Origin of the sequence: Streptomyces sp. NBC_00461, assembly GCF_036013935.1 — a bacterium.
Lineage (GTDB): Bacteria > Actinomycetota > Actinomycetes > Streptomycetales > Streptomycetaceae > Streptomyces.
On record NZ_CP107902.1, the window covers coordinates 7,089,164 to 7,113,513 of the forward strand.

The following is a 24,350-nucleotide window of genomic DNA, read 5'->3' on the forward strand; positions in this document are numbered from 1 at the left end:
ACCTTGATGATGATCCTCGGCATAGTCGTCTTCGCGTTCGGCCTGCTGGTCTCGATCGCGTGGCACGAGCTGGGGCACCTGTCCACGGCCAAGCTCTTCGGCATCCGCGTGCCCCAGTACATGGTCGGCTTCGGCCCGACCATGTTCTCGCGGAAGAAGGGCGACACCGAGTACGGGATCAAGGCCATCCCGTTCGGCGGCTACATCCGCATGATCGGCATGTTCCCGCCCGGACCCGACGGCAGGCTGGAGGCCCGCTCCACCTCGCCCTGGCGCGGCATGATCGAGGACGCCCGCTCGGCGGCTTTCGAGGAACTGCAGCCGGGCGACGAAACCCGCCTCTTCTACACCCGCAAGCCCTGGAAGCGGGTCATCGTGATGTTCGCGGGCCCGTTCATGAACCTGATCCTGGCGGTGGCGCTGTTCCTCACCGTCCTCATGGGCTTCGGCATCTCCCAGCAGACCACCACGGTCAGCTCGGTCTCCCAGTGCGTCATCGCCCAGAGCGAGAACCGCGACACGTGCAAGAAGGGCGACGCGGCCTCCCCGGCCGCGGCGGCCGGCCTGAAGCCCGGTGACAAGATCCTCGCCTTCAACGGCGTCCGGACCAACGACTGGAACAGGCTCTCCGACCTGATCCGCTCCACCCCCGGCAAGGCGGTCCCGATCGTGGTCGACCGCAAGGGCAAGGAGATCACCCTCAACGCCACGATCGCCAGCAACCAGGTCGCCAGGAAGGACTCCAGCGGCCAGATCGTCGAGGGCAAGTACGTCACCGCCGGCTTCCTCGGCTTCAGCGCGGCCACCGGCATCGTCAAACAGGACTTCGGCCAGTCCCTGACCTGGATGGGCGACCGCGTCGGTGATGCCGTCGACTCCATCGCGGCCCTGCCCGGCAAGATCCCCGGCCTGTGGGACGCGGCCTTCGGCGACGGCAAGCGGGCCCCGGACTCCCCGATGGGCGTGGTCGGCGCGGCCCGTGTGGGCGGCGAGATCTTCACCCTGAACATCCCGGCCACCCAGCAACTGGCCATGTTCGTGATGCTGGTCGCGGGCTTCAACCTCTCCCTGTTCCTCTTCAACATGCTCCCGTTGCTGCCGCTGGACGGCGGCCACATCGCGGGTGCGCTGTGGGAGGCGCTGCGCCGGAACGTGGCGAAGGTGCTGCGCAGGCCGGACCCCGGCCCCTTCGACGTGGCGAAGCTGATGCCCGTCGCCTATGTGGTGGCCGGGATCTTCGTCTGCTTCACCCTCCTCGTCCTCGTGGCGGACGTTGTCAACCCAGTGAAAATCACCTAGTCACATGGAGTTTGTGGCGGCCTGCGACGCTCTGTCGCAGGCCGTCTTCCATTGAGTGGGTTTACGGCCGTGGGGATCCCCCCGCCGAGTGGTTCGAGGTGGGGAAGTGCTGGGGCTTCGGCCCGTGCCGTAATCTCGAAGCCTGGAGCCCGTTGTTCCGGGACCGGACCTTGATCCACGACTTGGGGTTGCTCAACAGATGACTGCGATTTCTCTCGGCATGCCGTCCGTTCCGACCAGGGTTGCCGAGCGTCGGAAGAGCCGGCAGATCCAGGTCGGATCCGTGGCGGTCGGCGGCGACGCCCCCGTGTCCGTGCAGTCGATGACCACGACCCGTACGTCCGACATCGGTGCCACCCTCCAGCAGATCGCCGAGCTCACCGCCTCCGGCTGCCAGATCGTGCGCGTGGCCTGCCCGACGCAGGACGACGCGGACGCGCTCGCCACCATCGCCCGCAAGTCGCAGATCCCGGTGATCGCGGACATCCACTTCCAGCCCAAGTACGTCTTCTCGGCGATCGAGGCCGGCTGCGCCGCGGTCCGGGTGAACCCGGGCAACATCAAGCAGTTCGACGACAAGGTGAAGGAGATCGCGCGGGCCGCGAAGGACCACGGCACGCCGATCCGGATCGGGGTCAACGCCGGCTCGCTGGACCGGCGTCTGCTGCAGAAGTACGGCAAGGCGACACCGGAGGCCCTCGTCGAGAGCGCCCTGTGGGAAGCCTCCCTCTTCGAGGAGCACGACTTCCGGGACATCAAGATCTCGGTCAAGCACAACGACCCGGTCGTGATGATCGAGGCGTACAAGCAGCTCGCCGCCCAGTGCGAGTACCCGCTGCACCTCGGTGTCACCGAGGCCGGTCCGGCCTTCCAGGGCACGATCAAGTCGGCCGTCGCCTTCGGCGCCCTCCTCTCCCAGGGCATCGGCGACACCATCCGCGTCTCCCTCTCGGCCCCGCCGGTCGAGGAGGTCAAGGTCGGCAACCAGATCCTGGAGTCCCTGAATCTCAAGCAGCGCGGCCTGGAGATCGTCTCCTGCCCGTCCTGCGGCCGCGCCCAGGTCGACGTCTACAAGCTGGCCGAGGAGGTCACCGCGGGCCTGACCGGCATGGAGGTCCCGCTCCGCGTCGCGGTCATGGGCTGTGTGGTCAACGGCCCCGGCGAGGCCCGCGAGGCCGACCTCGGCGTCGCCTCCGGCAACGGCAAGGGACAGATCTTCGTCAAGGGCGAGGTCATCAAGACCGTCCCCGAGTCCAAGATCGTCGAGACCCTCATCGAGGAGGCCATGAAGCTGGCCGAACAGATGGAGGCAGACGGCACGGCCTCGGGCGAGCCGTCGGTTTCGGTGGCGGGCTGACGGGACTTTTTCGAGCGCCGGTCGGCAACCTTCAGCCTGTCCGGCGTTTGAGGTCGAGGCCGTTGAGGCTGAAGCGGGGTCTGGGGGCGGGAGTCCTCAGGGACAGCGGGCAGCTGCTACCAACAGACACCTGCCGGTCGGCAACCTTCAGCCTGTCCGGCGTTTGAGGACGAGGCCGTTCAGGCCGAAGCGGGGGTCCGGGGGCGGCAGCCCCCTGTGACGGCACCGCAGCCAAGGGTCACTTGGCAACGGACAGCAGTCCAACAGGGGGCGGCGCGGCTCAGCTTCCGCAGGTACAGTGCGGAGATCCGCAGAACCTCAGGGTGAGGGCCCGCACGTGTTGACGCAGACCACCTCACGGGTGCTCGAACCGAGTGACCTGGACGCCGCGCTCGCCGTCCTCGACCGCGAGCCGGTCGTGAACGCCTTCGTGACGTCGAGGGTCCAGATCGCGGGCCTCGACCCGTGGCGGCTCGGCGGCGAGATGTGGGGCTTCTACGAGGAGGGCATGCTGACCTCCCTGTGCTACGCGGGCGCCAACCTGGTCCCGATCTGCGCCACCCCGCGCGCCGTGCGCGCCTTCGGTGACCGCGCGCGCCGGGCAGGCCGCCGCTGTTCGTCGATCGTCGGCCCCGTGGACGCCACCACCCTGCTGTGGCGGCTGCTCGAACCCAGCTGGGGTCCCGCCCGGGAGGTCCGGTCCCACCAGCCGCTCATGATCACCGACAGCATGCCCGTCGACATCGCCCCGGATCCCTACGTCCGCCGCATCCGCAAGGACGAGATGGAGACGATCATGCCGGCGTGCGTGGCGATGTTCACCGAGGAGGTCGGCGTCTCGCCGCTCGCCGGGGACGGCGGGCTGCTGTACCAGGCCCGGGTCGCCGAACTCGTCGGCTCCGGCCGCTCGTTCGCCCGCCTCGACGAGCACGGCAAGGTCGTCTTCAAGGCGGAGATCGGCGCGGCGACCGACCGGGCCTGCCAGATCCAGGGCGTGTGGGTGGCCCCCGAGTACCGGGGACGCGGGATCGCGGCGCCGGGCATGGCCGCCGTGCTGCGGTACGCGCTGGCGGACGTGGCCCCGATCGCCAGCCTCTACGTCAACGACTTCAACACCCCGGCACGAAGGGCATACCAGCGGGTGGGCTTCCAGGAGGTCGGCGCGTTCATGAGCGTCCTCTTCTAGAGCGCACGTCACGGAGCTGTTCTGACGCTCGGACGATCCCTGTACGCTCCCCACATGCGTCTTCCCGGTCACGGTCACCGCCGCCGCCCCGACGACATCGTGATCGGCCCCCTGGACCTGTCGGCCCACGTCGACGAGGCCTTGGCCGTCCAGGCCGTCGCCTTCGGTCTCGGCGCGGACGAGGTGGCCGTACGCCGTCAGATCGTGCTGCGTCACATGACCTACCCCGGTGCCAGGGCGCTCGGCGCCACCGCTGCAGGACACCTCGTCGGCTTCGTCTACGGCATGCCCAACGACCGCGCCCACTGGTGGTCCACCGTCGTGGAGCCCTACGTCCGGGCGCGGGGACACGAGGACTGGCTCGACGACTCCTTCGTCATCACCGAGCTGCACGTCCACCCCGGCCACCAGAACCTCGGCATCGGCCGCACCCTGATCACCAACATCACCGACGTCGCCGCCGAGCCCCGCTCGATCCTGTCGGCGATCGACGTGGACAGCCCGGCCCGCGGCCTCTACCACTCCCTCGGCTACGAGGACCTGGCCCGCCAGGTCCTCTTCCCGAGCGCCCCGAAGCCGTATGCCGTGATGGGTGCCCCTCTGCCCCTGCGGCGCCGTTAGGGCCTGTCCTCCGGATCGGGCCCAAACCGATTTCCACCGGAACCGGCCCCCCGGCTAACCTCCTTGCCATCACCCTTACCCGGCAGGAGTACGAGAACCATGGCGAACGCACCGGTCCAGCGCATGTCCCAGTTGATGGCCAAGACGCTGCGCGACGACCCGGCGGACGCCGAGGTGCTCAGCCACAAACTCCTCGTCCGCGCCGGCTACGTCCGCCGCACGGCCGCCGGCATCTGGTCCTGGCTCCCCCTCGGCAAGAAGGTCCTCGCCAACGTGGAGCGGATCGTCCGTGAGGAGATGGACGCGATCGGCGCCCAGGAGGTGCTGCTCCCCGCCATCCTGCCCCGGGAGCCGTACGAGGCGACCGGCCGCTGGGAGGAGTACGGCCCCGAACTGTTCCGTCTCCAGGACCGCAAGGGCGGCGACTACCTGCTCGGCCCGACCCACGAGGAGATCTTCACCCTGCTGGTGAAGGACCAGGCGTCCTCCTACAAGGACCTGCCGGTCGTCCTCTACCAGATCCAGAACAAGTACCGCGACGAGGCCCGCCCGCGGGCCGGCATCCTGCGCGGCCGCGAGTTCCTCATGAAGGACTCCTACTCGTTCGACACCGAGGACGAGGGCCTGGCCCGGTCCTACGCCCTGCACCGGGACGCCTACCAGCGGATCTTCGAGCGCCTCGGCCTCGACTACCGCATCTGCGCCGCGACCGCGGGCGCGATGGGCGGCTCCAAGTCGGAGGAGTTCCTCGCCCCGGCCGAGGCCGGCGAGGACACCTTCGCCGACTGCCCGAACTGCGACTTCGCGGCCAACACCGAGGCGATCACCTACGAGTTGAAGCCGGTGGACGCCGCCGGTGTGGCCGCGGTCGAGGAGATTCCCACCCCGGACACCCCGACCATCGAGACCCTCGCCGCGCACCTCGGCGTCCCCGCCTCCGCCACCCTCAAGAACCTCCTGGTGAAGGTCGACGGTGAGATCGTGGCGGTCGGCGTCCCCGGTGACCGCGAGGTCGACCTGGGCAAGGTCGAGGCGCACTTCGCCCCGGCGGCGGTCGAGATGGTCACCGAGGCGGACTTCGCGGGCCGCCCGGACCTGGTCCGCGGCTACGTCGGGCCGCAGGGCCTGGGCGAGAAGGTCACCTACATCGCCGACCCGCGCGTGGCCCCCGGCACCTCCTGGATCACCGGCGCCAGCAAGGACGCCACGCACGCGAGGAACGTCGTCGCGGGCCGTGACTTCGAGGTCGGCGAGTACGTCGACGTCGTGGTCGTCCAGGAAGGCGACCCGTGCCCCAAGTGCGGCACCGGCCTCAAGCTCGACCGTGCCATCGAGATCGGCCACATCTTCCAGCTCGGCCGCAAGTACGCCGACGCCCTCAAGCTCGACGTCCTCGGCCAGAACAGCAAGCCGGTCCGCGTCACCATGGGCTCCTACGGCATCGGCGTCTCCCGGGCGGTCGCGGCACTGGCCGAGCAGACGGCCGACGAGCAGGGCCTGTGCTGGCCGGCCGAGGTCGCCCCGGCCGACGTGCATGTCGTCGCCGCCGGCAAGGCCCAGCAGATCGAGCTGGCGCTGGAGGTCTCGGAGAAGCTGCGGGCGGCCGGTCTGCGCGTCCTGGTCGACGACCGCGCCGGGGTCTCCCCGGGCGTGAAGTTCACCGACTCCGAGCTGATCGGCGTACCGAAGATCCTGGTAGCGGGCCGCCGCGCCGCCGAGGGCGTCCTGGAGCTGAAGGACCGCAGGAGCGGCGAGCGCGAGGAGCTGACCGTGGACGAGGCGATCGCCCGCCTCACCGCGTAAGGACACTCCTCGGGCCGTCCCCCGACCGTAGGGCGCGACAGAGCGCCACTACGGTCGGGGGACGGCCCGGCTCTCAGAGCGACGGCGGCGTACGCAAGGAACTCAGAGCCACCCGGCGAACTCCAGCAACAGCTCCGCGTCCCTCGGTCGCCCCACCCGAAGCGCACGCACTCCCGACTCCACGGCCCGGAACAGCGTCCACCCCCGCAGCCGCTCCTGATCCACGTCGAGCGACTCGGCCAGCCGCTTCACCCGCCGCCGCGTCGTCGCCGCCCCCGACGGCGAGGCGATCAGGTCCTCCACCCGATCCCGCACCAACCGCGCCAGATCGAACGCGCACTCACCCACCACCGGATCGGGCCCCACGGCCAGCCAGGGCATCCGTTCACCGGCGAGAACCTTGCTCTGCCGAAAGGTGCCGTGCAGCAGCCGATCCTCGGGCGGCGCCACCAGCAACTCCTCGCGCGCCCCCACCGCGGCATCGACCAGCACCGCCACGTCCGCCACCGCGGACGCCGTCAGCCGCATCGCCTCCGCCTGCCGACCCGTCCGCTCGGCGACGGTCTCGAAGGAGTGAGTGGCCGGCGGCTCGACCCACAGCCGCCGCAGCGTCCCCGCCGCCTCCAGCAGTGCCTTCGCCTCGGGCAACGACCGCACGGACACATCCGGATGCAGCCGCTCCAGCAGCAGCACACCCTCGACCGGGGGCTCGTCCAGCAGCTGTACGGCACCCGACCCGCCCCAGTGCGCGAGAGCGCGCCGCTCGCTCTCCGGGCGGGCACGGCGGGGGGCAAGCTTCAGCACGGCGGGGGTTGCGTCCGGCCGCCGTACCAGCACGACCAGGCTGCTGCGCCCACCGGGCACCTGCACCCGCTCGACGGTCAACTCGCGTAGCGCGACGGCCTGCCGGGCCGCGTCGGGCAGCTTCTCCAGCCAGTCGTCGCCGTCCGGTGCCGTCTCACCGAGCGCCCTGACCAGACGCTGCGGCGGTGCGAAAACCATGCGCGAGTCGTTCCCTTCCAGTACGCGTCACGCCTTGGGAGCCGGCGAGGCCGAGGCGGTGGCCGCCCGCTCGGCGAGCCCAGGGAAGGCTACGCTCTCGCCGTTCCAGCGCACCGCCCGCACCGCCGCCTCCCGCAGTGCCCCGGCCGCCGAGCGCCGCCGCTCGCCCCCCGTCGCCCGCACCAGGTCGGAGTACACCCCGGCCACCCGGTCCTCCAGCTCGGCGGCCAGCCGCACGGCCGCGGCCGAGTCCGGCACCGGGAACGGCAGCGCGTACCCCGGCGCCGCGGCGACCGGCGTGCCGCCCAGGTCCCGTACCTCGCGCACCAGCGCGTCACGCCGGGCCCGGTGCGCGTCGTACGCCGAGCGGGCCTCCATGCGCCGGTCCGCGCCGATCCGGCCGCCGACGACCCCGTAGCCGTACACCGCGGCGTGCTCGGCGGCCAGCGCCGCCTGCAGGGCCTTCAGCTCCTTCTGGTCGCTCACTTGGCACCTTCCGTCAGCAGATACGCGTGCGCCGCCCCGGCCGCCGCCACCGAGGCCAGCAGCCGTGCCAGCTCGCCCGGCACGTCGAGGAGCGCCGCCGTCCGCCGGTCGGCAAGGGCACGCTCGGCGGCGGCCAGCTCGGCGAGGGCGTCCTTCTCGCTCACCGGCGCGGCGGCGGAGGGGGACGCCGAGGTCTGCGACGCCGAGGTCTGCGACGCCGAAGCCTCCGGCGCCGGGGGGGAGGAGGCCTTGCGGACCGTGCCCCCGAACGCCTCCGTATGCCGTGCGACCTCCGCCCGCAGCGGTCCCAGCCGCTGCGACACCGCGGGATGCGCGGCGATCACGGCGTCGTACCGCCCGAGCATCCCCACGCTCTCCCGGGCCGCAAGCGCGCGTGCCTTCTGGATGACGGACGGGCTGCCGCCGGTGCTCTCCTCGGAGTCTTCGGAACCGCTGGAGCAGCCCACCAGCAGGGCGGCGCCGGCGGCCGAGGCGAACAGGGATCTTCTGCGCGGCCCCGAGGGGGCGCGCGGTGCTGGGGGGTGTGGCACGGGAGACGTCCTCGGGGAGCTCGTACGAACACACGGGCGGGAGGGGCCGCCGGTGATCACGGTACCCGCGCATCCCCCTGACGCACGTCACCGCCTCGACCGCCCAAGAGGCGCCCGGCCCCCCGCCGGAGGCACACGTGGGCGGCAACACGCTCTGCGACCGGATACCCTTTGACCAGACACGCGACCTTCCCACAACAGCACACGCGGCCGAGGAGTCACCCGGATGAGCACCACCCAGAGCGAGAGGCTGCGAGAGCTTCTGGAACCGCTCGTCAGCTCAGAGGGGCTGGATCTCGAAGAGATCGCCGTGGACTCCGTAGGACGCAAGCGGGTGCTGCGCGTCGTCGTCGACTCCGACACGGGTGCCGACCTCGACCAGATCGCCGATGTGAGCCGCGCGCTCTCGGCGAAGCTCGACGAGAGCGACGCGATGGGCGGGGGCGAGTACACCCTCGAAGTCGGAACCCCGGGCGCGGAGCGTCTCCTCACGGAACACCGGCACTACCTGCGCGCCCTGGAGCGGCTGGTCAGGTTCCAGCTGACCGACGGCGACGAGCTGGTCGCCAGGATCCTGAAGGTCGACGACGAAGGCCTCGACCTCGAAGTACCCGGAGTCAAGGGCCGCAAGGCCACCAGCCGCAGACTCGCCTTCGAGGACGTCGAAAAGGCGCGTGTGCAGGTCGAGTTCAACCGCAAGGACAAGAAGGAAGAGGAGGCGTAGCCGTGGACATCGACATGAGTGCCCTGCGGGGCTTGGTTCGGGAGAAGGAGATCTCCTTCCCCCTGCTGGTCGAGGCGATCGAGTCGGCCCTCCTCATCGCCTACCACCGCACCGAGGGAAGCCGCCGCCACGCGCGCGTGGAGCTCAACCGGGAAACCGGCCACGTGACGGTGTGGGCGAAGGAGGACCCCGAGGACCTCGAAGAGGGCCAGGAGGCCCGCGAGTTCGACGACACCCCGTCCGGCTTCGGCCGTATCGCCGCGACCACCGCCAAGCAGGTCATCCTGCAGCGGCTGCGCGACGCCGAGGACGACGCGACGCTCGGCGAGTACGCCGGCCGCGAGGGCGACATCGTCACCGGAGTGGTCCAGCAGGGCCGCGACCCGAAGAACGTGCTCGTGGACATCGGCAAGCTCGAGGCCATCCTGCCCGTGCAGGAGCAGGTGCCGGGCGAGACCTACCCGCACGGGATGCGGCTGCGGTCGTACGTCGTACGAGTGGCGAAGGGCGTCCGCGGCCCGTCCGTCACCCTGTCGCGCACGCACCCCAATCTGGTGAAGAAGCTCTTCGCCCTGGAGGTGCCGGAGATCGCCGACGGGTCCGTGGAGATCGCCGCGATCGCCCGTGAGGCGGGCCACCGCACCAAGATCGCCGTCCGGTCCACCCGGTCCGGGCTGAACGCCAAGGGCGCGTGCATCGGCCCCATGGGCGGACGGGTGCGCAATGTCATGGGCGAACTGAGCGGCGAGAAGATCGACATCGTCGACTGGTCGGACGACCCGGCGGAGATGGTCGCGAACGCGCTCTCCCCGGCCCGGGTCTCCAAGGTCGAGGTCGTCGACCTCGCCGCCCGCTCCGCGCGCGTGACGGTGCCGGACTACCAGCTGTCCCTGGCGATCGGCAAGGAAGGCCAGAACGCCCGCCTCGCGGCCCGGCTGACCGGCTGGCGGATCGACATCCGCCCCGACACCGAGCAGCCCGAGGACCAGCGCGGGGAATAGATCCAAGCCGCGGATGGCTTAGATCACGACAGTTGTATGCGCGGAACTGTTCGATTCTTGCCCCAAAGGGGTGAGGTCGTCAGGGGGAGGTAGACTTAGGAGTGTCTGGCCGGACGCGCGCCCGCGCATGCCCTGAGCGCACCTGTGTGGGGTGCAGGCAGCGAGCGGCCAAGAAGGATCTGCTGCGCATCGTGGCGGTCGAGGGTGAATGTGTCCCCGATCATCGCGGTACGCTGCCCGGCCGGGGTTCGTATGTGCACCCCGCCCAGGTCTGTCTCGACCTGGCGGTACGCCGCCGGGCGTTCACGCGGGCGTTGCGCGCCCCGGGACCGCTCGACACAAAGGCGTTGCGCCTCTATGTCGAGCAGGCAACACCGTAAGAAGCGTCGTACGGAACCCCCGTGCGGCCCTGGTACCCCGCGAGTTGGAAGTAGGTCGAGATTGCGATGAGCACTCGATGAGCACGCGATGAGTACGCCCATGAAGTAGCGACGGTCCGGACGCAACCCGGACCTAAAAGGAGCGAAGTGGCTAAGGTCCGGGTATACGAACTCGCCAAGGAGTTCGGGGTGGAGAGCAAGGTCGTCATGGCCAAGCTCCAAGAACTCGGTGAATTCGTCCGTTCGGCGTCTTCGACCATCGAAGCGCCCGTTGTCCGCAAACTGACGGACGCCCTCCAGCAGGGCAACGGAGGCGGCAAGTCCGCCCCCGCACGCAAGGCTGCCCCGGCTCGTCCGGCAGCCCCCTCTCCCGCGCAGGCCGCCCGTCCGGCCGCCCCGCGCCCGCCGGCCCCCAAGCCGGCCGCCGCCGAGAGGCCCGCGGCTCCCGCCGCGTCGGCCGCTCCCGGCCCCCGTCCCACCCCGGGCCCGAAGCCCGCGCCGCGGCCCGCCCCGGCGTCCCCGGCTCCGACGACGCCCGAGTTCACGGCACCCCCGGCGGCTCCCGCCGCCCCGGCTGCCTCCTCCGGCTCCGGTACCACCGCCCCCCGTCCGGGCGCTCCGCGTCCCGCCGGCCAGGCTCCGCGTCCGGGCGCCCGTCCCGAGCGTCCCGGCCAGGGTGGCCAGGGCCGTAGTGACCGCGGCGACCGCGGTGACCGTGGCGACCGCCCCGCCGGTCCGCGTCAGGGTGGCGGCGCTCCGCGTCCCGGTGCCCGTCCGGCCGGTCCCCGTCCGGGCAACAACCCGTTCACCTCTGGTGGTTCCACCGGCATGGCGCGCCCCTCGGCGCCCCGTCCCGGCGGTGCCCCGCGTCCCGGCGGCCAGGGCGGTCCGGGTGCTCCCGGCGGCGCTCCGCGTCCGCAGGGCCAGGGCGGTCCGCGTCCCCAGGGCGCCTCGGGCGGTCCCCGTCCGCAGGCTCCGGGCGGCGCGCGTCCGACTCCCGGCGGCATGCCTCGCCCGCAGGGCGGCGGCCCCCGTCCCGGTGGCGGCCCCGGCGGTAACCGGCCGAACCCCGGCATGATGCCCCAGCGTCCGGCTGCCGGCCCGCGTCCCGGTGGCGGTGGCCCCGGCGGCCGCGGTCCCGGCGGCGGCGGTCGTCCCGGTGGCGGTGGCGGCGGTCGTCCCGGTGGCGGCGGCGGCTTCGCCGGTCGTCCCGGTGGTCCCGGTGGCGGTGGCGGCGGTTTCGCCGGTCGTCCCGGTGGTCCCGGTGGCGGTGGCGGCGGTTTCGCCGGTCGTCCGGGTGGTCCCGGCGGTGGCGGCGGCGGTCGTCCCGGCTTCGGCGGTCGTCCCGGTGGTCCGGGTGGCCGTGGTGGCACGCAGGGCGCCTTCGGTCGTCCCGGCGGTCCCGCGCGTCGTGGTCGCAAGTCGAAGCGGCAGAGGCGCCAGGAGTACGAGGCCATGCAGGCCCCGTCGGTCGGCGGCGTGATGCTGCCTCGCGGCAACGGACAGTCCGTCCGCCTGTCGCGCGGTGCGTCCCTCACCGACTTCGCCGAGAAGATCGGCGCCAACCCGGCGTCGCTCGTCGGCGTGATGATGAACCTCGGCGAGATGGTCACTGCCACGCAGTCCGTCTCCGACGAGACGCTGAAGCTCCTCGCGGACGAGATGAACTTCGTCCTCGAGATCGTCAGCCCCGAGGAGGAGGACCGCGAGCTGCTCGAGTCCTTCGACATCGAGTTCGGCGAGGACGAGGGTGGCGAGGAGTTCCTCGTCGCGCGTCCGCCGGTCGTGACCGTCATGGGTCACGTCGACCACGGTAAGACCCGCCTTCTCGACACCATCCGCAAGACGAACGTCGTCGCGGGCGAGGCCGGCGGTATCACGCAGCACATCGGTGCGTACCAGGTCACGACCGAGGTCAACGACGAAGAGCGCAGGATCACCTTCATCGACACCCCGGGTCACGAGGCGTTCACCGCCATGCGTGCCCGTGGTGCGAAGTCGACCGACATCGCGATCCTGGTCGTCGCGGCCAACGACGGCGTCATGCCGCAGACGGTCGAGGCGCTCAACCACGCCAAGGCGGCCGACGTCCCGATCGTCGTCGCGGTCAACAAGATCGACGTCGAGGGCGCCGACCCGACCAAGGTGCGCGGCCAGCTCACCGAGTACGGGCTGGTGGCCGAGGAGTACGGCGGCGACACCATGTTCGTCGACATCTCCGCCAAGCAGGGCCTCAACATCGAGAGCCTGCTGGAGGCCGTGGTCCTGACCGCGGACGCCTCGCTCGACCTGCGGGCCAACCCGGAGCAGGACGCGCAGGGTATTGCGATCGAGTCCCACCTCGACCGTGGCCGCGGTGCCGTCGCGACCGTCCTGGTGCAGCGAGGCACCCTGCGGGTCGGCGACACCATGGTGGTCGGCGACGCGTACGGCCGTGTCCGGGCGATGCTCGACGACAAGGGCGAGAACGTGGAAGAGGCGGGTCCGTCGACTCCGGTCCTCGTCCTCGGTCTCACCAACGTCCCGGGCGCCGGCGACAACTTCCTGGTTGTCGACGAGGACCGCACGGCCCGTCAGATCGCCGAGAAGCGCGCGGCGCGTGAGCGCAACGCCAACTTCGCCCGCCGGGGTGTCCGGTTCTCCCTGGAGAACCTGGACGAGGCCCTCAAGGCCGGTCTGGTGCAGGAACTCAACCTCATCATCAAGGGCGACGCGTCCGGTTCGGTGGAGGCTCTCGAGTCCTCGCTGCTCCAGCTCGACGTCGGCGAAGAGGTCGACATCCGCGTCCTGCACCGCGGTGTGGGTGCGGTCACCGAGTCGGACATCGACCTGGCGACCGGCTCCGACGCCATCGTCATCGGCTTCAACGTCCGCGCTGCGGGCCGCGCGGCGCAGATGGCGGAGCGCGAGGGCGTCGACGTCCGGTACTACTCGGTGATCTACCAGGCCATCGAGGAGATCGAGGCGGCCCTCAAGGGCATGCTCAAGCCGGAGTACGAGGAGGTCGAGCTCGGCACGGCGGAGATCCGCGAGGTCTTCAAGTCGTCCAAGCTGGGCAACATCGCCGGTGTCCTGGTCCGCTCGGGCGAGGTCAAGCGCAACACCAAGGCGCGCCTCGTCCGCGACGGCAAGGTCATCGCGGAGAGCCTCAACATCTCCGGTCTGCGTCGCTTCAAGGACGACGTCACCGAGATCCGCGAAGGGTTCGAGGGCGGTATCAACCTCGGCAACTTCAACGACATCAAGGTCGACGACGTCATCGCGACGTACGAGATGCGCGAGAAGCCGCGCGTCTGATCCCAGCACGCGATCGGGGCCGGTCGGCGGGGCAGTTCCCTCAGGGAATTTCCGTCGATCGGCCCCGGCCGTTGCGTGTACGGTTCCCCGTATCGGCGTCGAAGCGTGGCGCCCGTACCCCGAACCGGCGGGACATCCGGATACACATGTATGTGGGGACTCTGTCCTTCGACCTGCTCCTCGGCGACGTCCACTCGCTCAAGGAGAAACGCTCTCTCGTCCGTCCGATCGTGGCCGAGCTCCAGCGCAAGTACGCGGTGAGCGCGGCGGAGACGGGCAATCAGAACCTCCACCGCAGGGCCGAGATCGGGCTGGCGGTGGTCTCCGGGGACACGGGACACCTCACCGACGTACTGGACCGCTGCGAGCGGCTGGTCGCCGGGCGGCCCGAGGTGGAACTGCTCTCGGTTCGACGCAGGCTCCACAGCGACGAAGACTGAAGCAAGAAGTAAGCACTTAAGGAGACGGACCAGTGGCCGACAACGCGCGTGCCAAGAGGCTGGCGGACCTCATCCGAGAGGTGGTGGCCCAGAAGCTGCAGCGCGGGATCAAGGACCCGCGGCTCGGCTCGCACGTCACCATCACGGACACCCGGGTCACCGGTGACCTGAGGGAGGCGACCGTCTTCTACACGGTGTACGGGGACGACGAGGAGCGGGCGGCCGCGGCCGCCGGCCTGGAGAGCGCCAAGGGCGTACTCCGCTCCGCGGTCGGTGCGGCGGCGGGCGTGAAGTTCACGCCGACGCTGGCCTTCGTTGCGGACGCCCTGCCGGACACCGCGAAGACCATCGAGGACCTCCTCGACAAGGCGCGCCAGTCCGACCAGCAGGTGCGCGAGGTCTCGGCGGGCGCCACGTACGCCGGTGAGGCCGACCCGTACAAGAAGCCGGGTGAAGACGAGGACGACACCGCCGAATGACCCAGAAGAACCGGACGCCCGACGGGCTTGTCATCGTCGACAAGCCGTCGGGCTTCACTTCGCACGACGTGGTCGCCAAGATGCGCGGGATCGCGCGCACCCGCCGCGTCGGGCACGCCGGCACCCTCGACCCCATGGCGACGGGCGTGCTCGTCCTCGGCGTCGAGAAGGCAACCAAGCTGCTCGGTCACCTCGCGCTGACCGAGAAGGAGTACCTGGGCACGATCCGCCTCGGGCAGACGACGGTCACGGACGACGCCGAGGGCGAGATCACGAGGTCGCTGGACGCCTCGAAGGTCACCCGGGAGGCCATCGACGCCGGGATCGCCGAGCTGACCGGCCGCATCATGCAGGTGCCGTCGAAGGTGAGCGCCATCAAGATCGACGGTGTGCGCTCGTACAAGCGGGCACGGGAGGGCGAGGAGTTCGAGATCCCCGCCCGGCCGGTCACCGTCTCGTCCTTCGCGGTGTACGACGTGCGCGACGCCGTCGCCGAGGACGGCACCCCGGTGCTGGACCTGGTGGTGTCCGTCGTCTGCTCCTCCGGCACCTACATCCGGGCCCTGGCCCGCGACCTGGGCGCCGGCCTGGGCGTGGGCGGACACCTCACCGCCCTGCGCCGCACCCGCGTCGGCCCGTACAAGCTGGACTCGGCCCGGACGCTGGACCAGCTGCAGGAGGAGCTGACCGTGCTGCCGATCGCCGAGGCGGCCGCGGCCGCGTTCCCGCGCTGGGACGTGGACGAGAAGCGGGCCCGGCTGCTCACCAACGGCGTACGTGTGGAGATGCCCGAGGAGTACGCGTCGCGCGGCCCCGTCGCCGTCTTCGACCCCGATGGGCGCTTCCTGGTGCTCGTCGAGGAGCAGAAGGGCAAGGCGAAGAGCCTGGCCGTCTTCGGCTGAGGCTCGGAGACGACGGACGAGGAACCACGGACGGTGGACGAGGACACCGAGGCTGCCCGCCCGTGGAGCGGCGATCACGGGGTTGCGCCGCCGCTCCACGGTCCCCCTCGGTTCCCCCACCCCTAGGGTGTATCCACCGACCCCCGTCTGTTCACCCGTGCGGGCAGGCGCTCGGAGTGAACCGAGGGAGCGGAAGGGGGCGCGTTCGCCACGCGATCTGTCCCGCTGATCACCGCGCGCCTAACGTCGAAGTGAGGGCACTGGTGTACGGCGGGGAGGTTCGGCCATGGCGGGACGGGGCCCGCGGACCGGGGGCGGACACCGGCAGGGGGATGGTGCGCGGACCGGACATTCCGGTGACGCGGGCCGGCCGCCCGTCCGTGATGACGCCCTGGTCCGCATTCACGACCTTGCCGGCCGCCCCCGCGGCACCGGCTTCGTGGCCGACCACCACGGCACCGTCATCACCAGCCACGAGGCTGTCGACGGTCTGCCCAGGCTGGTACTGCACGCCGCAGGTGACCGCACCTGCCTCGTGACGGCGGATGCGGTGACCGCGCTGCCGGACCTGGACCTGGCCCTGGTCCGCACCGAGGGCCTCGGCGTGGACCCACTGCCGGTCACGGTGCGGGACCGGGTCGAGACGGGCACCTATGTGCGGATCGCCGCCGGATGCTGGCGTGAGGCACGGGTGCTCGGTGCCGCCTCCGTGACGTACGCGGCAACGGAACGCTTCCATCTCCTGGACGGCGCACTGGAGTTGGCGATCGGCACGGCCGGCCGGGACGCGCTGCGGCTGGGCGGCGGGGCGGCCGGGGGACCGGTGCTGGACGCCGGGACCGGCGCTGTCGTCGGCGTCCTCGGTACCGCGCTCCACTCCGGCCGGCGCGACGCCGGATTCGCCGTCCCGCTCCTCCCCGCCCCAAGCGGCCCGCTCGCCGACCTGCTCGCCCGGAACGCGGCGACGGTGCCCGCGTACGGACCCGACCTCAACCTGGCCGGCGTACTGGAGCTGACGGCCACGTCCGTGGGGCAGGACGGCCCGCCGGGGACACTGGCGGGTTACGTCGGCCGCGCGGACGCCTCGGTCGAGCCGGTCGAACGGGCCGCGACAGTGCGGGAGTTCACCACCTTCGCGCGGAGCCGGGCCACCGTCCTCGGCCTCGTCGGAGCACCGGGCAGCGGCCGTACGACAGAACTGGCGTCCCTCGCCGCCCGCCGCAACCGGGAGTCCGAACCCGCCCCCACGCTGTGGTTGCGCGGCGCCGACCTGGAGGACGACGACACCTCGGTCGCGGACGCGGCCCGTCGGGCACTGACCCGCGCCGCCCGCATCGTCACCGCGTCCGGGACGACGACTGTCGCGGACCTCGACGACATCACGCCGGAGCGCCTGGCCCAGGTGGCGTTCGCGGCGGACCGTCCCCTGCTGCTCCTCCTGGACGGCCCCGAGGAGATGCCGGCGGTCCTCGCGCACCGCCTGCGGAAGTGGACGCAGGGGACGGCGAGTTGGCTGCGGGAGTCGGGGGCGCGGTTGGTGGTGGCGTGCCGGGAGGAGTACTGGGAGGGGGCGGGAGCGGAGTTTCCCGCGGAGTTGCTGTTCGGCGGGTCGGCGGTTTCGGCACGTCCGGCGTTTGAGGACGAGGCCGTTCAGCCCGAGGCGGGGGTCCGGGGGCGCGGCCGCGGCCTGGGGGAGGGGACAGCCAGGGGCGGCGGGGGCGGTTGCAGCGATCAGCGGCTCCGCCCCAGGCCCTGCGTACGCCTCGGCGACCTGCAGGACGACGAGGCCCGAAAAGCCCGCGCCCGTTATCGCATCCCAGAAGGCACCCTCACCGACCCCGACACCCGCCACCCCCTCACCCTCCACCTCCTCTCCGAGGTCCTCGCCGCCCTCCAGGACGCCCCGCACGCACGCGTGGACCGCGACGACGTCTTCTCGGCCTACCTGGACCTGATGTGCCTGCGCGTCGCCGTCAGGCTGGCCGCCGAGAACGGCCTGCGCGGCACGGCCGTACGCCGCCTCGCCGCGAAGGTCTCCGGCCAGATCCACGAGGCCGCCCGCCGCAGCCTCGGCCCCGGGCAGGGCGAGCTGGACCGGGAGACGTTCGAGGCGGTGTTCCCGTGGGGCCAGGCTCCCGCGCGGCTCGGAGGCGGCAGCGGCTGGGCGTCCGCCGTCCTCACGGAAGGCCTCCTCATCCCCGCCGGCACCGGCTACCGCTTCGCCCACGAGGAACTCGCCGACTGGATCCAGGGCATGCACCTCGACCTCGACGAGGCCCTGCGCGCCCTGGTCCACCGCCACGGCACTCCGGACGCCGCCCGCCCGCTCTCCGTCCCGCACCATCGCATCGGCCCGGTCGTCCAGGCCCTGCTGCTGGTCGCCCGGCAGCACGGCACCCCCCAACTCGCCGCCCGGCTGGAGGAGTTGGCACACGCTCTGGAGAGGGACCCGCACTCCTGGTGGGCCGCCCGCCTGCTCACCGAAACCCTGCTGCGCGTACCGGACGCCAGGCCGTACCTGACGGTCCTGCGGCAGCTCGCCGCCCGGCTCGCGGCGGTACGTGGGCTGGACCGCTCGGACGCGCGGGGGGAGGAGCGGCCGGACCTGTGGGGGCAGGGCCGCTCGGACGCGCGGGGGCAGGACCGCCCGGAGCCGTGGGGACAAAGCTGCCTGCATCCGCAGGAGCAGGAGCGGCCAGACCCGCAGGAACAGGACCGCCCGGACCCGTGGGGACAGGTAGGGTCGGATCCGTGGGGGCAGGAAGGGCCGGATCCGTGGGGGCAGGACCGCCCGGAAGCCCGGCGGCAGAGGCGCCCGGAGCTGTGGGGGCAAGGCTGCCCGGATCCGCGGGGGCAGGAGCGCCCGGATCTGCGGGAACAGGACTGCCTGGATCGGCGGGGGCAGGAGCGCCCGGATCTGCGGGAACAGGACTGCCTGGATCGGCGGGGGCAGGAGCGCCCGGATCTGCGGGAACAGGACTGCCTGGATCCGCGGGGGCAGGAGCGCCCGGATCTGCGGGAACAGGACTGCCTGGATCCGCGGGGGCAGGATCGCCAGGATCTGCGGGAACAGGACTGCCTGGATCCGCGGGGGCAGGATCGCCCGGATCTGCGGGAACAGGACTGCCTGGATCCGCGGGGGCAGGATCGCCCGGATCTGCGGGAACAGGACTGCCTGGATCCGCGGCGGCAGGAGCGCCCGGATCTGCGGGAACAGGACTGCCTGGACCCGTGGGGACAGGATCGCCCGGACTCCCGGGAGTCAGCCGCCGCCGCCCCCGCTGTCGCGGATGCCTTCGCGCCCAGCTTCTGGACCGCCCTGGCGATCCCGCGGACCAAGTGCTTCGAGCTGCTCCGCGTCCTCCTCCTCGCCGACGGTCCGCAGGACACCGCCCCCCGGTTCCTGGACGCCGCGAGCGGCCTTCTCGCCGCCGACGCCGCCGCCGTACAGCCCCTTCTCACACGCTGGTTCGACGACGACCGCCCGCTGCCCGCGACCCCGCACGCGACCGTCGCGAAGGCGGCGCAGGCGCTGTTGCACACCCATCGGCACCTTGCCCTGGACGACCTGACCGAGGTGCTCGTCGAGTGTGCGCACCTCAGGGCGGACGAGTTGCTCGCCGTGCTGGCCGAGGACGAGCCGTCGGCGCTCTGCCGGGCTGTCGACCGGTGGGCGCACGACGAGCGGCCCGCGCGGCGGGTGGCGGCGGTGGCGTACGGCCTGCGTGCCATGCCCCACGTCCGCACCGAGGCCGACCGTGACCTGCTGCGCTACGCGGCCCTCGCCCTGCTCGCCCGCCCCGCCGACAGCTCCCTGCACGGCGGCGCGCTCGCCCTCCTCGTGCGGGACCCACGCACGCGTGCCCGTCATCTCCCGCAGGCGCTGCGGCACTTCGCGGCCGCCGACCCGCACTTCCCGCCAGGCGCACTGGTCCCCGCCCTCGCCACGCACCCGGAGCCGGTCCTGGACGCCTTCCGCGACCGGCTGCGCAGGCCGGACGCCGGTCAGGCGCTGCGCACGCTCGCCGACGTCACCACGCCCTCGCTCGCCCGAAGGGTCGCCGCCCTCGTGCACGAGGCCGTGGAGCGGCGCCCGGAGACCGCCGTCGACGTGGCCGTGTACGTCGACCGGCGCCTCGACCAGGGGCCGTCTGCCAGGACCGTGCTCTTCCCCCTGGTCACCGGCCTTCTGGACGGCGGTCCGGAAGAGGTCCGGGCCGCGCTCGCGACCGTACTCGCCGCTCCCGGCACCCCCGCCTCCCGCCTGCAGCGCCGCGAACTCCTCGACTTCCTGCTGGCCCACGAACAGGCCCCGGCCGTCCTGGACGCCCTGCTGCACGCGGCGGGCCGGTGCGGCGGCGACGACGTACGCGACCTCGTGCACCGCACCGGCCTGCTCCTCGTCCGCACCCCGGACGGTGCGGCCCGGTTCGACCGCGCGCTGGTCGACCTGGGCCGGCAGGTCCCCGGCTTCGCCGCCCGCATGGCCGGCTGGCTGACCGACACCCCGCAGGCCTGGGTAGCGGTGGTGGGACCCAGCACCCGCCGAATGATCGAGAACCTGTCCGGCGTACGAGTGCCCGTCTGAGCTGTGCTCCCGCGTGCGTCGGGTCACAGCCCCCATGCCGATGAGGGCGGTCCGCGTCCGGCATGGCACCCTTAGTCCTGCGTAAGAGGTCGGTAGACACGGACACGGGTTCGAGGAGCGGTCACAGTGCAGCGCTGGCGTGGCTTGGAGGACATCCCCGAGGACTGGGGGCGCAGCGTCGTCACCATCGGGTCCTACGACGGCGTCCACCGCGGGCACCAGCTGATCATCCGGCATGCCGTGGACCGCGCCCGCGAGCTGGGCGTTCCCTCCGTGGTCGTCACCTTCGACCCGCACCCCAGCGAGGTCGTGCGCCCCGGCAGCCACCCGCCGCTGCTCGCCCCGCACCATCGCCGCGCCGAGCTGATGGCCGACCTGGGCGTGGACGCGCTGCTGATCCTCCCCTTCACCACCGAGTTCTCGAAGCTCTCGCCGGCCGACTTCGTCGTCAAGGTCCTGGTCGACAAGCTGCACGCCAAGGCGGTCGTCGAGGGCCCGAACTTCCGCTTCGGCCACAAGGCCGCGGGGAACGTCGAGTTCCTCGTCGACCAGGGCAAGGTCTACGACTTCGAGGTCGAGGTCGTAGACCTGTACGTGACGGGTGCGGCGGGCGGCGGCGAGCCCTTCTCCTCGACCTTGACGCGGCGCCTGGTCGCCGAGGGCGACGTCGAGGGCGCCGGCGAGATCCTGGGCCGCCCGCACCGGGTGGAGGGCGTGGTGGTGCGAGGAGCTCAGCGCGGCCGTGAACTGGGCTTCCCCACGGCCAACGTCGAGACCCTCCCGCACACCGCGATCCCGGCCGACGGCGTGTACGCCGGCTGGCTGCACGCCCAGGGCGAGGTGATGCCGGCGGCGATCTCCGTCGGCACGAACCCGCAGTTCGACGGCACCGAGCGCACCGTGGAGGCGTACGCCATCGACCGTGTGGGCCTGGACCTGTACGGCCTGCACGTGGCCGTCGACTTCCTGGCCTTCGTGCGCGGCCAGGCGAAGTTCGAGTCCCTGGAGGCCCTGCTGGAGCAGATGGCCGAGGACGTGAAGCGCTGCCGGGAGCTGGTGGCGGCCGCCGAATAGCCGTTCCTACGGCATGGAGCCTGTCGGATGGCCGGTTGATTACGCCGAGCATGGGCCGCTGACGGCCTCGGAGTTGTCGCACCGGCACACACCACCTGATCATTCCGGGGCCGTCGCAGTGCCTGGAGAGCAGATCGCAACCGTCACGCGTCTCGCATGATCCAGGCACCCCGACACGCTTTCAGAGGAAGACGCGCGCCACCTCCAGCCACTTCTCGGCGTCCTCGCCGGTCGCCGTCATGTTGGTCTCGGACCAGGGGCGACGCCGGGTGACACACAGGCAGAAGTCGACAGCGCCGCCCTGTACCCGTTGCGCGGCCGCCTCGGGGCCCCACACCCAGGTCCGTCCGTCAGGTGCTGTCAGCTCGACGCGGAAGGCGTCCGCCGGCTCAGGCAGTCCGACCGCGGCGAAGGACAGCGCCCGTCCCAGCACCCCCAGCGACGCCACGTGCTGCAGTCGATCCGTCGGGCGGTGTGCCACGCCCACAGCATCGAAGACGTCCTGCCCGTGTGCCCAGGTTTCCATCAGACGAAGGGGCGCCATCAGGGCCGGGGTCACCTTCGACATGTACCAGGGGAATGCGTGGTTCCATGGCGTGTCGCGTAGTGCCGCCGCCAGTTCCGCTCGACCGGCCCGCCACTCGTCCAGAAGTACCGACCGTGGTTTGGCCGCTCCCGCGGCGGCGGCCTTGTCTGCATACCCGCTGCCTTCGGCTTCCGCCCGCCCGAGCTCGGCGCCGAACGCGTCCGGAGTGCGTAAGGCGCTGAGTGCGTTCGCGTCCGCCCACGCGAGGTGCGCTATCTGGTGGGCGACCGTCCAGCCCGGTGCCGGTGTCGGTATGGACCAGTCGTCCACTGCACTGACCAGGACGTCGAGCTCGTCACCCTCTGCCATCAGCGCGGACAGGACACCGGCGTCATCCACATCGGGGACGGCGAGGTTGTAGTTCAACATGTGCGCCATGGTTCCACTCGTTCCTGACCAACGGCGGAGACGAAGTGTGCGGGCAGACTTCGATGTCGCCGGAGTCTGCCCACGGGCCGGCCCCGCAGTCGTATCCACCAGTCGAGGACTGTGCTCCATCACAGCCCGGTGGCCAGCCAGATGGTCACGGCCGCGGCGGTGGTGAGCCCGACGTTGAGTGTGATCCGGCGGTCTTCGCCCGTCAGATGGACGGCGATCGCACCGGCCTGCAGGAGGACGAAGCCGATGGCCGCGGCCAGCACCAGCGAGGGCGCGATGCCCGTCAGCGGCGGCAGGATCAGGCCGGTCGCGCCGAGTATCTCGGCCGTCCCCAGCGCCCTGAGGGCGGGCAAGGGTATGCGGTCGACCCAGGCCATCATCGGTCGGATTTGCTCGCGGCTGCGGATCACCTTCAGCGTGCCCGCGTAGAAGTAGAAGAGGGCGAGCAGCCCCGCGACGATCCAATAGGCGATGTTCATGGTTCCCGTTCATGGTTCCCGTTCATGGGTCACCGGTTCACTGGCCCCGTCGACCGCTTCGATTGCCAGAAGAGCCCTGGATCAGGCCCGGTCCGGCGTCCGAGCGTTCCGTCCCGTCGGCTTCAGGCGAGGTTGGTGGCGGGCTCGGTCGCGTAGCGGCTCATCGCGTCGATGTTGGCCTGCTGCGTCAGCGGCCGGCCGTCGGCGAGCACCTTCTGGAGGTCTCGGAAGTACTGCACGTACAGGTCGGGGGTGAATGTGCTGAGCATGACGGCGGGTTGATCCGTCAGGTTGGCGAAGGTGTGCGGGGTGCCGGGCGGAACCATCACGAGCGTTCCCGTGGTCGCGTCGTGGTCCTCGTCCCCGACGGTGAACCGCACGGTGCCGGAGAGGATGTAGAAGCCCTCGTCGTGTCGGGCGTGGCGGTGTTGCGGCGGTCCCTGGGAGTGCGGGGCGAGGACGGACTCGGCGATCGCGAGGCGGTGCCCGGTGTGGCTGCCGTCCTCCAGAACGCGCATGCGTGTGGCGCCCAGAACGATTGTCTCGCCGTCGCCGGGACCCACCACCGATACGGCGGGGTCGGCCTGCGACTCGCTGATCTTCGCTTCTTCGGTCATGCCTCAAGTGCACCGCCGGGGTCCCACGGCTGTCCAAGACTCATCCCGCAGCGCCGATACGTCATGGGTATCGTTGCAGCGTGGAGCTACGGACCCTGCGCTACTTCGTGGCCGTCGCCGAGGAACTCCACTTCGGCCGGGCCGCCACCCGACTGCACATGAGCCAGCCGCCGCTAAGCCGGGCGATCAAGCAGTTGGAGGCCGATGCCGGGGCCCTGCTCTTCGCTCGCTCGCCTGCCGGCGTCACGCTAACTCCCGTGGGCACGGTGCTCCTCGACGAGGCGCGGGCCCTGCTCGACCATGCCGAGCGCGTCCGTGTACGCGTGAGCGCGGCAGCCGGCGTCGCGACCCTCACCCTCGGCATCCTGGGTGACGGCACCGACCCGGGAGTGTCCAGGCTGGCCGCCGCCTATCGCCGAAGCCACCCCGGCATCGACATCCGCATTCGCGACACCGATCTGACCGACCCGACGTGCGGGCTGCGCGCCGGACTGGTCGACATCGCCTTGACCCGGGCGCCGTTCGACGAGACTGCCCTGACGGTGCGGGCGCTGCGGAGCGATCCGGTCGGCGTGGTCCTGCGCGCAGACGATCCGCTGGCCCGCCGCGACCGGCTGCGGCTGGCCGAGCTGAGCGACCGCCGCTGGTTCCAGTTCCCGCAGGGCACGGACCCCGTCTGGCAGTCGTACTGGAACGGCGGCAGCCCGCGCGAGGGCCCAGTGGTGCGCGCCGTCCAGGAATGCCTTCAGGCCGTGCTGTGGAACGGCACGGTCGGCCTGGCCCCGCTCGGACACGACCTGCCCGCGGAGTTGGCCTTGGTGCCGTTGATCGACATGGTGCCGAGCCGAGTGGTGGCGGTGTGGAACGAAGGTGACACCAACCCGTTGATCCGATCCTTCAGTGAGGCCGCGACAGCCGCGTACCGCCACTGAACACCGGCAACCGGTGCTGCCGCAGCTCGTGAACACCGCACCGTCCTGGCCCGGCTCGCGGCTGCCTTCCGCACGGCCGGCCTGGTGCCGACGGCGGATACGCCAACTCCGTTGATTCCACGCTGCTTTCATGTGCCCGCGACGCGTTGGGCATCGTCGTGGAGATCG

General features: G+C 71.4%; 21 protein-coding genes. 15 read left to right on the forward strand and 6 right to left on the reverse strand.

The genetic code is table 11. From position 1 onward, the window contains the following. Positions 1-6: 6 nt before the first annotated feature. From OG870_RS33150 to OG870_RS33170, 5 genes are all read left to right on the forward strand, one after another. A complete protein-coding gene (locus OG870_RS33150) occupies positions 7-1,299 on the forward strand; it encodes a M50 family metallopeptidase (protein ID WP_266523794.1) in 1,293 nt (430 codons plus the stop codon). Positions 1,300-1,498: 199 nt separating this feature from the next. Next, complete coding sequence (gene ispG / locus OG870_RS33155; RefSeq protein ID WP_266522284.1) at positions 1,499-2,656, forward strand: flavodoxin-dependent (E)-4-hydroxy-3-methylbut-2-enyl-diphosphate synthase; 1,158 nt, start codon at positions 1,499-1,501, stop codon at positions 2,654-2,656. Positions 2,657-2,993: 337 nt separating this feature from the next. Then, the gene (locus OG870_RS33160) at positions 2,994-3,842 is read left to right on the forward strand and encodes a GNAT family N-acetyltransferase (protein WP_266522286.1); all 849 of its coding nucleotides are present in this window, start codon (positions 2,994-2,996) and stop codon (positions 3,840-3,842) included. Between the two features lie 54 nt (positions 3,843-3,896). Further along, complete coding sequence (locus OG870_RS33165) at positions 3,897-4,463, forward strand: GNAT family N-acetyltransferase (RefSeq protein ID WP_266522288.1); 567 nt, start codon at positions 3,897-3,899, stop codon at positions 4,461-4,463. Between the two features lie 99 nt (positions 4,464-4,562). Then, positions 4,563-6,266, forward strand: a complete 1,704-nt coding sequence (locus OG870_RS33170) for a proline--tRNA ligase (RefSeq protein ID WP_327691783.1) — start codon at positions 4,563-4,565, stop codon at positions 6,264-6,266. A gap of 102 nt (positions 6,267-6,368) precedes the next feature. Here OG870_RS33170 and OG870_RS33175 read toward each other — a convergent pair whose 3' ends face one another. Genes OG870_RS33175 through OG870_RS33185 form a run of 3 tightly spaced genes read right to left on the reverse strand, consistent with a single transcriptional unit; the run spans position 6,369 to position 8,305 of the window. After that, positions 6,369-7,268, reverse strand: coding sequence for an aminoglycoside phosphotransferase family protein (locus OG870_RS33175; RefSeq protein WP_266590322.1), 900 nt, complete (start codon positions 7,266-7,268; stop codon positions 6,369-6,371). 27 nt (positions 7,269-7,295) lie between these two features. Further along, positions 7,296-7,754, reverse strand: coding sequence for a ferritin-like domain-containing protein (locus OG870_RS33180; RefSeq protein WP_266522296.1), 459 nt, complete (start codon positions 7,752-7,754; stop codon positions 7,296-7,298). After that, positions 7,751-8,305 carry a hypothetical protein gene (locus OG870_RS33185; protein ID WP_266590326.1) on the reverse strand — a complete coding sequence of 185 codons (555 nt, stop codon included), beginning with the start codon at positions 8,303-8,305 and terminating at the stop codon, positions 7,751-7,753. Before OG870_RS33185 ends, OG870_RS33180 begins: the two co-directional genes overlap by 4 nt. Positions 8,306-8,531: 226 nt before the next feature. On the opposite strand from OG870_RS33185, the gene rimP reads away from it, so the two are divergent. The 9 genes from rimP to OG870_RS33235 all read left to right on the forward strand — a co-directional run bounded on the left by rimP (position 8,532) and on the right by OG870_RS33235 (position 21,190). Further along, positions 8,532-9,029, forward strand: a complete 498-nt coding sequence (rimP, locus tag OG870_RS33190; protein WP_266522300.1) for a ribosome maturation factor RimP — start codon at positions 8,532-8,534, stop codon at positions 9,027-9,029. Between the two features lie 2 nt (positions 9,030-9,031). After that, positions 9,032-10,030: a transcription termination factor NusA gene (nusA, locus tag OG870_RS33195; RefSeq protein WP_266522303.1), complete on the forward strand. Its 999-nt coding sequence runs from the start codon at positions 9,032-9,034 to the stop codon at positions 10,028-10,030. A gap of 101 nt (positions 10,031-10,131) precedes the next feature. Beyond that, the gene (locus OG870_RS33200; RefSeq protein WP_266522306.1) at positions 10,132-10,410 is read left to right on the forward strand and encodes a YlxR family protein; all 279 of its coding nucleotides are present in this window, start codon (positions 10,132-10,134) and stop codon (positions 10,408-10,410) included. 147 nt (positions 10,411-10,557) lie between these two features. Next, on the forward strand, positions 10,558-13,707 hold the full coding sequence (gene infB / locus OG870_RS33205; RefSeq protein ID WP_266522309.1) for a translation initiation factor IF-2: 3,150 nt from the start codon (positions 10,558-10,560) through the stop codon (positions 13,705-13,707). Positions 13,708-13,853: 146 nt separating this feature from the next. Continuing rightward, positions 13,854-14,147, forward strand: a complete 294-nt coding sequence (locus OG870_RS33210; protein ID WP_020122665.1) for a DUF503 domain-containing protein — start codon at positions 13,854-13,856, stop codon at positions 14,145-14,147. A gap of 32 nt (positions 14,148-14,179) precedes the next feature. Next, positions 14,180-14,626, forward strand: coding sequence for a 30S ribosome-binding factor RbfA (gene rbfA, locus OG870_RS33215; protein ID WP_266522312.1), 447 nt, complete (start codon positions 14,180-14,182; stop codon positions 14,624-14,626). Next, the gene (gene truB, locus OG870_RS33220; protein WP_266522315.1) at positions 14,623-15,528 is read left to right on the forward strand and encodes a tRNA pseudouridine(55) synthase TruB; all 906 of its coding nucleotides are present in this window, start codon (positions 14,623-14,625) and stop codon (positions 15,526-15,528) included. The genes rbfA and truB overlap by 4 nt, the downstream gene beginning before the upstream one ends. Positions 15,529-15,814: 286 nt before the next feature. Next, positions 15,815-20,116 (forward strand): trypsin-like peptidase domain-containing protein, encoded by a 4,302-nt coding sequence (locus OG870_RS48260; protein WP_266590329.1) that lies wholly within the window; start codon positions 15,815-15,817, stop codon positions 20,114-20,116. Between the two features lie 126 nt (positions 20,117-20,242). Beyond that, a complete protein-coding gene (locus tag OG870_RS33235) occupies positions 20,243-21,190 on the forward strand; it encodes a bifunctional riboflavin kinase/FAD synthetase (protein WP_266522319.1) in 948 nt (315 codons plus the stop codon). Positions 21,191-21,371: 181 nt separating this feature from the next. Here OG870_RS33235 and OG870_RS33240 read toward each other — a convergent pair whose 3' ends face one another. The 3 genes from OG870_RS33240 to OG870_RS33250 all read right to left on the reverse strand — a co-directional run bounded on the left by OG870_RS33240 (position 21,372) and on the right by OG870_RS33250 (position 23,250). Next, entirely contained in the window at positions 21,372-22,154 is a 783-nt protein-coding gene (locus OG870_RS33240; RefSeq protein WP_266590331.1) for a TIGR03084 family metal-binding protein, read from the reverse strand. Between the two features lie 119 nt (positions 22,155-22,273). Continuing rightward, positions 22,274-22,633: a DoxX family protein gene (locus OG870_RS33245; protein WP_266590333.1), complete on the reverse strand. Its 360-nt coding sequence runs from the start codon at positions 22,631-22,633 to the stop codon at positions 22,274-22,276. Positions 22,634-22,755: 122 nt separating this feature from the next. Next, positions 22,756-23,250 carry a cupin domain-containing protein gene (locus OG870_RS33250; protein ID WP_266522330.1) on the reverse strand — a complete coding sequence of 165 codons (495 nt, stop codon included), beginning with the start codon at positions 23,248-23,250 and terminating at the stop codon, positions 22,756-22,758. Positions 23,251-23,330: 80 nt separating this feature from the next. Between OG870_RS33250 and OG870_RS33255 the strand changes: the two genes are divergently transcribed. Continuing rightward, positions 23,331-24,182, forward strand: coding sequence for a LysR substrate-binding domain-containing protein (locus OG870_RS33255; protein WP_266590335.1), 852 nt, complete (start codon positions 23,331-23,333; stop codon positions 24,180-24,182). Positions 24,183-24,350: the final 168 nt, after the last annotated feature.